This window comes from Nocardia sp. SSK8 (assembly GCF_037034205.1).
In the GTDB taxonomy this organism is placed as follows: domain Bacteria; phylum Actinomycetota; class Actinomycetes; order Mycobacteriales; family Mycobacteriaceae; genus Nocardia.
Genome location: NZ_JBAGKD010000002.1, coordinates 203,443 through 216,020, shown reverse-complemented (window position 1 = coordinate 216,020; position 12,578 = coordinate 203,443). Strand labels below are relative to the sequence as shown.

The window sequence follows — 12,578 nt, the reverse complement described above, 5'->3', positions numbered from 1 at the left end:
CAAACACCGGGCATACGAATGACAGGGAACACGCTAGTAACAATTACGCGCGTAGAGACGGTCGAATACGACATACCTCGCGAAGTCGATAAACCTCGAGTCCACCCACTGCTGCCCGATCGTTACACGTCGATTCACCTCGCCGTAAATACCGAAGAATTGTTTTCCGCATTCGCCGTACTGGACATTCACTCAATGCACTCTAAAAAGACGCAGAGTTCGTTATCGGCCGACTATTCGGATATCGAGCATTTCAGATGGCGAGACCGGGTGACCCGACGACAGCGGGCCCCGCCGAACGAATCGGCGGGGCCCGCAAATCGATGGTTGACCGGTCCGGTGGTCAGTCCTGGTAGGCGTCCAGCGGCGGGCAGGAGCACACCAGATTGCGGTCGCCGAAGGCGCCGTCGATGCGGCGCACCGGCGGCCACACCTTGGGCCGGGTGTGCCCGAGACCGCGCGGGTAGACGGCGATCTCGCGGCTGTACGGGTGGTCCCACTCGCCGACCAGGCTCGCCGCGGTGTGCGGGGCCCCGCGCAGCGGGTTGTCGGTGACCGGCCAGACCCCGGCGCCGACCTGGTCGATCTCGGCGCGGATGGCGATCATGGCCTCGATGAACTCGTCGAGCTCGTCGAGGTTCTCGCTCTCGGTCGGCTCCACCATCAGCGTGCCCGCGACCGGGAAACTCATGGTCGGAGCGTGGAAACCGTAGTCGGCCAGGCGCTTGGCCACATCGTCGACGGTGACGCCGGTCTGCTTGGTGATCTCGCGCAGGTCCAGGATGCACTCGTGCGCGACCATGCCGTTCTCGCCGGTGTAGAGCACCGGGAAGTAGGCGTCGAGGCGGCGGGCGATGTAGTTGGCCGAGGCGATCGCGGTCAGCGTGGCCGCGCGCAGGCCCTCGGCGCCCATGAGCCGGATGTAGGCCCAGGTGATCGGGAGGATGGAGGCCGAGCCGTAGTTCGCGGCCGACACCGCGTGCGAGCCCGCCTCGCGCGGGTCGCCGGGCAGGTACTGCGCGAGGTGCGAGCGCACCGCCACCGGGCCGACGCCGGGGCCGCCGCCGCCGTGCGGGATGCAGAAGGTCTTGTGCAGGTTCAGGTGGCTGACGTCGCCACCGAAGCGGCCCGGACGGGCAAGGCCGACAAGGGCATTGAGGTTCGCGCCGTCGACGTAGACCTGGCCGCCCGCGTCGTGCACCAGCGCGCACAGCTCGGCGACCTCGTGCTCGTAGACACCGTGGGTGGACGGGTAGGTGATCATGATGCAGGCCAGCCGCTCGGCGTGGTCGGCGATCTTGGCGCGCAGGTCGTCGAGGTCGACGTCACCGTTCGCGCGGCACTTGACCACCTCCACGCGCATGCCGACCATCGCCGCCGAGGCCGCGTTGGTGCCGTGCGCGCTGGACGGGATCAGGCAGGTGTCGCGGTGATCGTCGCCGCGATCGAGGTGGTAGCGGCGGATCGCCAGCAGACCGGCGTATTCGCCCTGGCTACCCGCGTTGGGCTGCAGGCTCACCGCGTCGTAGCCGGTGATCTCGGCCAGCCAGCCCTCGAGATCGCCGATCAGGCTCAGGATGCCCGGCACGTCCTCGGTGGGCGCGAACGGGTGCAGCCGCGCGAAGCCGGGCCAGGTGATGGCCGCCATCTCGGCGGTGGCGTTGAGCTTCATCGTGCACGAGCCCAGCGGGATCATGCTGCGGTCCAGCGCGATGTCCTTGTCCGAGAGCGAACGCAGGTAGCGCAGCATGGCGGTCTCGGTGTGGTAGCGGGTGAACGCCGGGTGGGTCAGGTACGCCGAGGCGCGGGTCTCGATGACGGCGGGCTCGGTGCCCGCGCCGGACTCGGGAGTCAGTGCGGTGCCGAAGGATTCGATCACCGCGGCGACGTGCGCGTCGGTGGTGGCCTCGTCGCAGGCGATCGCGACATGGTCGGCGTCGACCAGGCGCAGGTTGATGCCCTTCGACTTCGCCTTGGCCACCACGGCTTCCGCGCCGCCGGGCACCTGCGCGAGCACGGTGTCGAAGTAGGCCCCGTGCACGACCGCGCCACCGAGACCGGTCGCCACCGCGGCGGCGTGCTCGTGTACCCGGCGCGCGATGGCGCGCAGGCCGTCGGCACCGTGGTAGCTCGCGTACATCGCGGCCACGATGGCCAGCAGCACCTGCGCGGTGCAGATGTTGGAGGTGGCCTTCTCACGGCGGATGTGCTGCTCACGGGTCTGCAGTGCGAGGCGGTAGGCGGGCGCGCCGTCGGCGTCGACCGACACGCCGACCAGGCGGCCCGGCAGCTGCCGCGCGAAGGCGGTGCGCACGGCCAGATAGCCCGCGTGCGGGCCACCGAAGCCCATCGGCACACCGAAGCGCTGGGTGGTACCGAAGCAGACGTCGGCGCCCTGCTCACCGGGCGGGGTGATCAGGGTCAGCGCCAGCAGGTCGGCACCGGCGGCGACCAGCGCGCCCCGCTCGTGCGCGGCGGTGAAGACGGGCGTCCAGTCCACGATGCGGCCCGAGGCGCCGGGGGTCTGCACCAGCACGCCGAAGAAGTCGCCCTCGGGCAGCACACCGCGCGCGAGGTCGGCCTCGACGATCTCGATGCCCAGCGGCTCGGCCCGGGTCGCGAGGATGGTCTTGGTCTGCGGGAACAGGTCGGCGTCGATCAGCAGCCGTGCCGACTTGGACTTGGCCGCGCGGCGCAGCAGCGTCATCGCCTCGGCCGCCGCGGTCGCCTCGTCGAGCATCGACGCGTTGGCCACGTCCATGCCGGTCAGGTCCGAGACCATGGTCTGGAAGTTGAGCAGCGCCTCGAGCCTGCCCTGGCTGATCTCGGGCTGGTACGGGGTGTAGGCGGTGTACCAGGCCGGGTTCTCCAGCAGATTGCGCACCAGCACCGGCGGGGTGAGGGTGTCGTAGTAGCCCAGCCCGATCATCGAGGTGGCCACGGTGTTGGCCTGCGCGAGCGCGGCCAGTTCGGCCAGCACCTCGTGCTCGGAGGCGGGCGCGGGCAGCGCGGCCAGGCCGGATTCGTCCAGGATCGTCGTGGGCAGCGCGGCGGTGGCCAGCGCGTCGACGGATTCGACGCCGACGGTCGCGAGGATCCGGGCGAGTTCACCGGAATCGGGTCCGATGTGGCGGTCGGCGAACGAACGGGTCACGGCAGCTCCAGGTCGGGCGGGTCGACCACGGGGTCGACGGGTACCAGCCCTCCCCCTCTGTCTGTGCGCCTGAGAGATTCGGTGACGCGGCCGCGAAGCCGTGCCCCTTTCCCCGTGGGCGGGCAGCCGGATGCCACCGCTTTCCAGAGGCGTCGAATCACCGGGCGGTCCCTGTTGCCTGAGAGATTGACGGGGAGGTGCTGCTCCTTCGGCGCCCGGTTTCCGAAGATCCCGGGACTCTCCCGCACGGCGGCGACGCCCACCCAGTCTAATCGCATGCCGGAGCCCACCCCGCCACCCGCGGTGTAGCGCTCGTCACGCAGCGGCCGACGGCGCGCCTAGCCGGTTTTGCGGCTCTCCCGTGCCTTGCGCCGGAAGGACAGCTCGTCCTCGGGGCGGTCGGTGACCGCGGTGGCCCGCTCGGCGGGGAAGTCCGCGATCGCGCCGGTCAGTTCCCGCATGGCGCCGCTGACCGCGATCCCGAAGACGCCCTGCCCACCCTGCAGTAAATCGACGACCTCCTCGGGCGAGGTGCACTCGTAGACCGAGGTGCCGTCGGAGAACAGGGTGATCCCGGCCAGGTCGCCCACGCCGCGGCTGCGTAGGTGGTCGACGGCGATGCGGATGTTCTGTAAAGAGATGCCCGCGTCCAGCAGCCGCTTGACGATCTTGAGGACCAGGATGTCCTTGAACGAGTACAGCCGCTGACTGCCCGAACCCGCCGCGCCCCGGATGGACGGGACCACCAGACCGGTCCTGGCCCAGTAGTCGAGCTGGCGATAAGTGATCCCCGCGACCTGACACGCGCTCGGTACCCGGTAGCCGACCAGATCGTCCGGCACCGAGTCGTCCGGGAACAAGCCAGGCTGCACGACATCCTGCGTTTGCTCTTCCACTGACCGCTCCTTGCCTTTGCCGACGATCCGAAGTCGCGCCAGACACGACCGATGTTGCCCGACTTTCGAGGTTACTCCTGACATTGTCGGACCTGCACAGTCGTCGCACCAAGCACCGCGCGCGGCGATTCCCTAGACCTCTACTTAAGGTGTAGAAGATCGCCCAGGTCAGCTCAGCTGTCGGTGGCCTTGAAATCGTCCGGGGACACCGATTCGAGGAACTCCTTGAACTTCTCCACCTCGTCCTCGCGCTCGTCCGGCATGACCAGCCCGGCCTCGGCCAGCACCGGCTCCTCGGCGAAGATCGGGCAGCCGACCCGCAGGGCGATGGCGACCGAGTCCGAGGGCCGCGCGGAGACCCGCAGGTCGCCCTCGAAGACCAGGTCGGCGTAGAAGGTGCCCTCCTGCAGATCTACGATCCGCACTTCCTTGAGGGTGTGCCCGAGCTCGGTGATCAGGATCTTGATCAGATCGTGGGTGAGTGGCCGGATCGGGGTGACCCCCTCCTGCTCCAGCACGATCGCGGTGGCCTCGGCCTGCCCGATCCAGATGGGGAGGTAGCGCTCCCCCGACGCCTCCCGCAGCAGCAGCACGGGCTGGTTCTGTGGCTGCTCGACACGGATGCCGATGACGCGCATCTCGCTCATGAGTTGTCCTGCCTCCCATACTCGCCGCCGGCCGGCACGACCGCTGCCCAGCTCGCCGTACCACGAGTCTAGGCGAATTCCTGGGCGGGCAACGGCGACGTCCGGGCCGAAATCGGCGTGTTGCCGGGGTGATACCGGTTCCCCGGGGCGGTGTGGTCAGTTGCCCAGTGCCGTCCGCACCGCGGCTTTGACCAGCGCGGCGTGCAGGTTCAGCGACAGCGCCGCCAGTTCGCGGACGGTCTCCTCGGCGCGGGCGCGCGCGTCGGCGTCCCGGCTCTTGGCGATCGGCGCGGCGATCTGGGCCACCAACGCCGCCTCCCGGTCGGCCGCGAGCTTGAACGCGCGCAGGTGCCGGGCCTCGAGCCCGAACTCGGCCATCGACTTGGCGGCCAGGGCCAGCGTCACCGCGTCGGATTCGAAGAAGCCGCCCGCGCCGGGGACGATGAGCCCGGCGCGCAGCAGATCGTCGAGGAAGGTGTCGTCGATGCCCGCCTTGGCGAGCAGATCGGCCCGGGTGAGCCGGACCCCCACCTCGACGCGTAACTCGTCCGGAGTGATCTCGCCGGGCACGACACCCAATCGCCGGGGTGGCGACGGCACGGCGCCGTCGTCACCGGCGCGCGCGGGGCCGGGCAGCGACTGCCCGGCCTCCGCGGCGCTGTGGTGGTGCGCGCGGGCGCGCGCTTCACGCACGCCCAGCGTCGCCGCACCGCTGTCGATCGCTTCCAACTGCTCCTTGATCACCTTCAACGGCAGGTACTGATCACGTTGCGCGGTCAGTACGAAACGCAGCCGGTCGTAGTCGGCGACGGAGAACCGCCGGTATCCCGACGGTGTCCGTTCCGGCCGGATCAGCCCCTCGGACTCGAGGAACCGGATCTTGGAGATGGTGATATCGGGAAAATCTGGTCGCAGCAGGTCGAGCACGGAGCCGATCGACATCCCTCCGCGCGCCCACTGCGCCGCCCCTGTCACAGCACTGTGCCCATCGAGGACACCAGCACCGTAGGGGTCATCGCGACCCCGCGCCGGACGCCGACTCGTTCGCCTGCGCGCGCGGACCGGTCAGGAAGACCAGCCGGAACTTGCCGATCTGGACCTCGTCGCCGTTCTGCAGCTCCGAGGAGTCCACCGGCTCCCGGTTGACGTAGGTGCCGTTGAGGCTGCCCACATCGACGACCTGGAAGGAATCGTCGTCCTGACGGAACTCCGCGTGCCGACGGCTGACGGTGACGTCATCGAGGAAGATGTCACTGTCGGGATGGCGACCGGCCGAGGTGGTCGGCTGATCCAGCAGAAAACGCGAACCCGCATTCGGGCCACGCTTGACCACCAGGAGGGCCGCACCGACCGGCAGGCCCTCGACGCCCTGTACCGGCTGTTCGCCGGTCGGCTCTCCGGAGCGCGACGCGTCGACCTCGTTGAGGAAGTCCGCGCGGAAGACCGATGTCGTCTCGGCCGCGGTCTCCCCGTAACCCGGGTCCCTGTTCTCGCTCACCGTTTCTCTCCTCCTCGAACCTGATTATCCATGCAAGCAGGTGCTTCATTCGGCGACACGACCGGCGCGATCACATCGCCAGGAAAGATCCCGGCGTCGATTCCCCGACGTATCCGCTTGGCTTTGACCGTACCCTGCCGGGGCGCACCCGTGCAGGGAGAACTGTGAAGGCTGGTTCAGCCCCCGATAACTCCTTGGTAACCCGCGGCATCCAGCAGCTCATCGAGGGCCGAACCGAGTGCCGACTCGTCATCGAAGGCGAGGTCGAACAGCCAGCCGTCGACGTACGGATCGCTGTTGAGCGTCTCCGGCGACTGCACCAGATCCTCGTTCACCGCAACGACTTTGCCGCCCAGCGGGGCGTAGATGTCCGAGACGCTCTTGGTCGACTCGACCTCGGCGATGCTCTCGCCCGCGGTCACGTCCTTGTCGACCTCGGGCAGCTGGACGAACACCACGTCACCGAGCTGTGACTGGGCGTAGTCGGTGATGCCCACACGCACCGTGGTGGGACCGGTCCGCCGCACCCATTCGTGCTCGTCGGTGTAGCGCAGATCCTCAGGGATCGAGGTCACAAGCCGTCCTTTCGTCGTCAGCGTTGCGCGTAACAGTATCGACTAGCGGCCGTGGTGCGGGACAGGCGGTATCGATCGCGCCACCGCGACGGCCAGCCCGGCGTAGAGCGTGCCGGTCCACACGTACAGGGCGGTACCCCAGATGAGCAGGGCCCAGCCGAAGGCCCAGCCGAAACCGGCCCCTGCCCAGTTCATCTCCCCGGTGAGGATCCACGGCAGAGCCGACATCAGCGCGAAGGTGGCGGCCTTGCCCAGGTAGATCACCTCGGGTGCGGGCAGCTCACGGCGCCGATACACCGACAGTGTCGCGGTCAGGACCAGGTCGCGCCCGATCAGCACCACCGCGATCCACCACGGGATCAGCCCGCGTGCGACGAACGCCACCAAAGTCGTGACCAGGTATAGCCGGTCCACGAGCGGATCGAGCAGCGCGCCCAGGCGGGAGGACTGGTCGAGCAGGCGGGCGAGCTTGCCGTCGAGGAAGTCGGTGACCCCGCTGGCGATCAGCAGGGTGAACGCCCACCCGTCGGCGTGCCGGACCAGCATCAACCACAGGAAGACGGGGATGCCGATCAGCCGCACCAGGCTCAGCACATTGGGCACGGTCAGGATGCGGTCGCTGAACACGCCACCGGTTTCGGTGTCGTGCGTGCCCGGCGTTCCCGATTCGGTTGCCACGCCCCTGCATACCGCACGAACCCGCGATCGCGCCATCCGGCCACGCCGACACACCGCAGCCGATCGGTTCCCGGCGCGGTCACGGGGCTGCCGAGCGCCGCCGGACCCGCTACCGTGGACCGTCGTGTCCGACAGTGGTATTGATCTGCGTTCCTATCTCTCCGCCGAGGACGCGTTCGCGCGGGGCCGGACCGCCGCCGCGCGAGTCCCGGTAACCGGGCGCGATCGCGATGCCGCCGCCCCGGACCGGCCCTCGGTGCGCGAGTTCGTGGCGGCGAGCAACGCGGGGCGGATCGAGCACCTGATCCCGCTGCGGATCGGCCGGATGGCCGCCTCACCGTTCACCTTCTTCCGCGGCGCCGCCGGGCTGATGGCCGCCGATCTGGCCGCGGGTCCGGACAGCGGTCTGCCCGCGCAGATCTGCGGTGACGCGCACGCGGCCAATTTCGGCCTCTACGGCACCCAGCGCGGTGAGATCGTGATGGATATCAACGATTTCGACGAGACGATCCTCGGCCCGTGGGAGTGGGATCTCGAACGCCTGGCGGCGAGTCTGGTGCTGGCGGGCCGGGAGAGCGGCGCCGACGAGGACGACTGCGCCCGCGCGGCCCGCGACGCCGCCCGTTCCTACCGCGAGACCGTGGCCGAGCTGGCCGAGATGCCGTTCATGCAGTCCTGGAGCGCGCTGCCGGACGAATCGATCCTGACCGCGGCCAAGGCCGAGGATCTGCTCGACGACTTCAAGAAGGCCGCCAAGAAGGCGCGCAAGAACACCAGCGCCAAGGTGGTGGCGAAGTGGACCGAGCACCTCGACGATCACGAGACCGGGATCCGCAAGCACCGCTTCGTCAGCGATCCGCCGATCCTCACCGCGGTCGCCGGGCCGGTGCGCGAGGCCGTGATCGACGGGCTGGAGCGCTACGCGGGCACCATCCGGGAGTCACGGCGCAATCTGCTGGCCCGGTTCGCGGTCTCCGATGTGGCGTTCCGGATCGTCGGTACGGGCAGTGTCGGCCTGCACAGCTATGTGGCGCTGCTGCACGGCAACGACGGCGAGGCACTGGTGCTGCAGGTCAAGCAGGCCAGGCCCTCGGCGCTGGCCCCGTTCCTGCCCGCCCGCCCAGCCGGACACGAGGGCGAGCGGATCGTGGCGGGCGCGCGCACCGTGCAGTCCGAGACCGACATCCTGCTCGGCTGGACGACCGTCGCGCTGGACGAATCGCTGCCGTTCATCGTCCGCCAGTTCCGCAATCTCAAGGGCAGCATCGATCCGGCCGGGCTGTCCGCCGACGACCTCGACGACTACGGCAGGCTGGCCGGTGCCCTGCTCGCCCGGGCGCACGCGCGCTCGCTCGATCCACGCACCCTGGCCGGGTACCTCGCCGGGGACGGTGACGGCGACGACCGCTTCGAGACGGCGATCACCCGCTACGCGGTGCGCTACGCCGACCGCACCGAGGCCGATCACGCCGAGCTGGTCGCCGCCGTCGAGGCAGGCGAGCTCGCCGCCGAGCCGAGCTGACACCCGCCCCGCATCCTCCCGGCTGGAGGACGTATTCGAGCTACGATGTACGCCAACGGTTCTCGGCCCGCGGCGCCAACGACCCAGAAGGGCGGACTCCATGCTCGTGCGCGTGCAGAATGCGGCAGGCACCGATGCCGAGCTGGCACTGATCGACTGGCTGCGCACCTGGAAGGATCCGGCCAGCCCGCACGGCGTGGCCACGATCAATTGCGGCCTGTTCCACAATGACCGGCTGCACCATTTCGACGCCGTGGTCTGGACGCCGACGAGCTGCGTGGTGATCGAGGCCGAGACGTTCACCGCGCCGCAGGACGGCGTGCTGGAGATCCCGCTCAACGGCCCGTGGATGGTCTCCGGCGAGATCGCGCGCTTCGCGGGCGCGGAGAAGTCCACCCCGCTGGAGCGTTCGCGCGAGCACACCTTCGCCCTGCAGGACTATCTGGCCGCCCGCGGGCTGGGGCAGCGCGCGGTGCACGGGCTGGGCGTGATCGTGCCGATGCCGGGCGCGCAGATCGATGTGCACCAGGGCTGGAACGACCCGAGCTTCGATGTGATCGTCACCGACGACCCGCACCGGCTCGAGGAGTACTTCGAGCTGCTGGCCGAGAAGGAGCACAATCTCTGGACGGCCAACGATGTGGCCATCGCCTTCCGCGGCCTGGGCATCCTGCCCTACCTGCCCGCCCCGCAGGACCTGCTCAACGAGGGTTTCCTCGGCCCGGTGGACGTGACGCTGTGGCACGGCGGCCCCACCCAGGCCCAGGCCGAGGCCTATGCCGAGGAGCAGGCCCGGCTCGAGCAGGAGGCGGCGCGCGGCGGCGGTCTGGTCGCGCCCTGGTACAGCCCGTGGAAGCTCTACCCGCGGGTGCGCGGCGATCTCGACTTCGGCCAGGCGTTCCTGCGGATCACCCTGGCGATCGGGATGATGATCGCCATCGCCTGGGTGCTGTGGTTCGTGGTGACCGCGGTGCTCACCTACGGCCCGGCCTGAGCCACCCGCTATCGTCACGGCGGTGATCGCCAGCCCCACCGCCGCCCGGGCCGCCGCCGTCGGCGCGGGAGCCGCGACGACCGTCACGCTCGGGCTGACGCTGCCCGCCGACGACGGGCCCAGCGCGTTCGACACCGCCGTCGCGGAGCCGGTGCGCGACGCGGTCTCCCCCGCCGCCGCCCACTGGCTCGTCGCCCCCAGCAACGGACCCGTGGTGCTGATCCTGTTGCTCGCCGCGTGCGCCTGGTTCGCGGTGCGCGGGCAGTGGTGGCGGGCGGCGACGATGCTGGTCGTGCCCGAGGTCGCCCTGGCGGTCAACACCTGGGTGCTGAAACCGTTGTGGGACAGGCAGTTACACGACTATCTCGCCTATCCGAGTGGGCACACCGTCCATCTGGTCGCGGTCGCGACGACATTCGCCTGCCTGGTGACCGGCGCGCGCACCCGGATCGCCGTCGCCGTGCTGACACTGCTCGCCCTCGCCGCCAGCGCCGCGGGCATGATCGAGCTGGGCTACCACCACCCCACCGATGTGCTCGGCGGGGCCGCGGCGGCGGTCGCGCTGGCGATCGGTGGGTGCTGGGTGGCGGCGGCCCCGCGGTTCCGGCGGGACCGCCGCTGACGCCTACCGGCGGTCGAAAACGCTGGCGTCGTGCAGCATTTCGGCGCGCAGCATGGTCTCCGGCACGCCCATCGCCTCGACCAGGGTGAGCGCGTCGGGACGCAGCCGGTCGACGAGTTCGTTCACGCCGCGGCGCACCGACTTGGCCCGCTCCACCGACATGAACCGGTGCATGATGTACCAGGCCAGGTTCTCCTCGAGGGTGGCGTAGACGTAGAGATCGCACACGGTCTCGGCCAGTTCCCTGGCTTGCTCGTCCTCGATCGCGGCGATGCCGTCGACGAACTCCTCGAGCACCAGGCGGTCGATGTGCGCCGCACCGGCGGCCAGGATGTGGTCCTGGGCGTTGTTGAACGCCTCGAACGGGCCGGTGTCGGCGGCCCGGGCGCGCAGCCGGTGCGCGGCGGTGCGCAGCAGGTAGTCCTCGCGGTCGGCGAACAGCTGCAGCTGCACCGAGCGCTTGGACAGGTCGCCCTCGTCGACGGTCTCGTCGCTGCGGTCGCGCAGGGTCTGGATGAGCTGACGCACCCCGGAACGCTTGCGCACCACGTCACCGGCCATGGTGGCGGCGAACTTCACCCAGCCCAGCGCGTCGAGATCGCGGACCTCGTCGGAGTAGGCGGTGAGCAGTTCCTTGGCGACCAGCTGGGTGAGTACCACATTGTCGCCCTCGAAGGTGGTGAACACATCGGTGTCGGCCTTGAGGGTCACCAGGCGGTTCTCGGTGAGATAGCCCGCGCCGCCGCAGGCTTCGCGGGCCTCCTGGATGGCCCGGGTGGCGTGCCGGGTCTGGGCGACCTTGAACCCGGCCGCGCGCTTCTCCAGCGCGCGCTGGGCGCCCGGCTCGGTCTCGTGACCGGTCTGGATCAGATCCATCCGGCGGACCAGGTCGTTCTGCGCGAAGGCCAGCGCGAACGACTTCGCGACCAGCGGCAGCAGCCTGCGCTGGTGGCTGCGGTAGTCCAGCAGCAGGGTCTCCTCGCCGGTGTCGGGGTCGGCGAACTGGCGCCGCGCCAGCGCGTAGCGCACGGCGATGCTCAGCGCCACCCGCGCACCCGCGGCGGCCGCGCCACCGACGCTGACCCGCCCGCGCACCAGGGTGCCCAGGGTGGTGAAGAAGCGGCGGCTGGGGTTCTCGATCTCGGAGCTGTAGGTGCCGTCCGGGGCGACATCGGCGTAGCGGTTGAGCAGGTTCTCGCGCGGCACCCGCACCTGGTCGAAGACGATGCGGCCGTTGTCGACACCGGGCAGACCGCCCTTGAGCCCGTCGTCGTAGGTGGTCACACCGGGCAGGTCGGCGCCGAGCTCGTCGCGGATCGGCACCAGCAGGCAGTGCACACCCTGCTTCTCGCCGTTGGTGATGAGCTGGGCGAAGACCGCGGCCATCCGCGCGTGCGCCGCCGCGCCGCCGATGTAGTCCTTGCGGGCCGAGGGGGTGGGGCTGTGGATGACGAATTCCTGGGTCGCCGGATCGTAGGTGGCGGTGGTCTCCAGGTCGGCGACGTCGCTGCCGTGGCCGGACTCGGTCATCGCGAAGCAGCCGAGCAGGTCCAGTGAGATGAGCCGCTTGATGTAGTCGCGGTGCCGTTCGGTGCCCAGGTTCTCCACCGCGCCGCCGAACAGGCCCCACTGCACACCGGATTTCACCCACAGCGACAAGTCGGTGTAGGCCAGCATCTCCAGCCCGGTGACCGCGCCGCCCGGATCGCCGGTGCCGCCGTTCTCGGGCCGGAAGCCGCGCTCGGGGTAGCCCATGGTGGCGATCGCCCGCATCTGCTCGAGCACCCGGGCCCGGGCGGCGTGGATGTCGAGTTCCGGATCGTCGGTGAAGCTGTCGTCGGCGAGCTGCACGCGCGCCTGTTCCCTGATGTCGCGCCACGGTCCGTCCAGTGCCGCGCGGAGATGTTCTGCCGTCGTCGATGTGCCGGTAGCCATGTGTCCGACCCTAGCGGGACGTGAGGGGTTGCCAAGGGATTGAACGCGCGTTTAACA

General features: G+C 69.7%; 11 protein-coding genes and 1 riboswitch. Of the genes, 3 read left to right on the top strand and 8 right to left on the bottom strand.

The window, feature by feature from the left end:
- Nucleotides 1-343: 343 nt before the first annotated feature.
- The 7 genes from gcvP to WA675_RS04535 all read right to left on the bottom strand — a co-directional run bounded on the left by gcvP (nt 344) and on the right by WA675_RS04535 (nt 7,448).
- The gene (gene gcvP / locus WA675_RS04565) at nt 344-3,154 is read right to left on the bottom strand and encodes an aminomethyl-transferring glycine dehydrogenase (RefSeq protein ID WP_336082177.1); all 2,811 of its coding nucleotides are present in this window, start codon (nt 3,152-3,154) and stop codon (nt 344-346) included.
- Nucleotides 3,155-3,309: 155 nt separating this feature from the next.
- A riboswitch (glycine riboswitch) is annotated at nt 3,310-3,409 on the bottom strand.
- An 83-nt stretch (nt 3,410-3,492) separates the two neighbouring features.
- Entirely contained in the window at nt 3,493-4,050 is a 558-nt protein-coding gene (locus WA675_RS04560; protein WP_336082175.1) for a MerR family transcriptional regulator, read from the bottom strand.
- A gap of 173 nt (nt 4,051-4,223) precedes the next feature.
- Nucleotides 4,224-4,697, bottom strand: coding sequence for a bifunctional nuclease family protein (locus WA675_RS04555; protein ID WP_336082174.1), 474 nt, complete (start codon nt 4,695-4,697; stop codon nt 4,224-4,226).
- A 156-nt stretch (nt 4,698-4,853) separates the two neighbouring features.
- The gene (ftsR, locus tag WA675_RS04550) at nt 4,854-5,639 is read right to left on the bottom strand and encodes a transcriptional regulator FtsR (protein WP_336082172.1); all 786 of its coding nucleotides are present in this window, start codon (nt 5,637-5,639) and stop codon (nt 4,854-4,856) included.
- Nucleotides 5,640-5,709: 70 nt separating this feature from the next.
- A complete protein-coding gene (gene odhI, locus WA675_RS04545; protein ID WP_110041099.1) occupies nt 5,710-6,195 on the bottom strand; it encodes an oxoglutarate dehydrogenase inhibitor Odhl in 486 nt (161 codons plus the stop codon).
- A 176-nt stretch (nt 6,196-6,371) separates the two neighbouring features.
- On the bottom strand, nt 6,372-6,770 hold the full coding sequence (gcvH, locus tag WA675_RS04540; protein WP_336082170.1) for a glycine cleavage system protein GcvH: 399 nt from the start codon (nt 6,768-6,770) through the stop codon (nt 6,372-6,374).
- A 42-nt stretch (nt 6,771-6,812) separates the two neighbouring features.
- On the bottom strand, nt 6,813-7,448 hold the full coding sequence (locus WA675_RS04535) for a CDP-alcohol phosphatidyltransferase family protein (protein WP_336082169.1): 636 nt from the start codon (nt 7,446-7,448) through the stop codon (nt 6,813-6,815).
- Between the two features lie 124 nt (nt 7,449-7,572).
- On the opposite strand from WA675_RS04535, the gene WA675_RS04530 reads away from it, so the two are divergent.
- The 3 genes from WA675_RS04530 (at nt 7,573) to WA675_RS04520 (ending at nt 10,586) form a co-directional block, all read left to right on the top strand.
- The gene (locus WA675_RS04530) at nt 7,573-8,970 is read left to right on the top strand and encodes a DUF2252 domain-containing protein (RefSeq protein WP_336082168.1); all 1,398 of its coding nucleotides are present in this window, start codon (nt 7,573-7,575) and stop codon (nt 8,968-8,970) included.
- A gap of 112 nt (nt 8,971-9,082) precedes the next feature.
- Complete coding sequence (locus WA675_RS04525) at nt 9,083-9,964, top strand: NERD domain-containing protein (RefSeq protein WP_336082167.1); 882 nt, start codon at nt 9,083-9,085, stop codon at nt 9,962-9,964.
- A gap of 22 nt (nt 9,965-9,986) precedes the next feature.
- Nucleotides 9,987-10,586 (top strand): phosphatase PAP2 family protein, encoded by a 600-nt coding sequence (locus tag WA675_RS04520; RefSeq protein ID WP_336082166.1) that lies wholly within the window; start codon nt 9,987-9,989, stop codon nt 10,584-10,586.
- A 3-nt stretch (nt 10,587-10,589) separates the two neighbouring features.
- Here WA675_RS04520 and WA675_RS04515 read toward each other — a convergent pair whose 3' ends face one another.
- Nucleotides 10,590-12,521, bottom strand: coding sequence for an acyl-CoA dehydrogenase family protein (locus WA675_RS04515; protein WP_336082165.1), 1,932 nt, complete (start codon nt 12,519-12,521; stop codon nt 10,590-10,592).
- Nucleotides 12,522-12,578 lie beyond the last annotated feature (57 nt).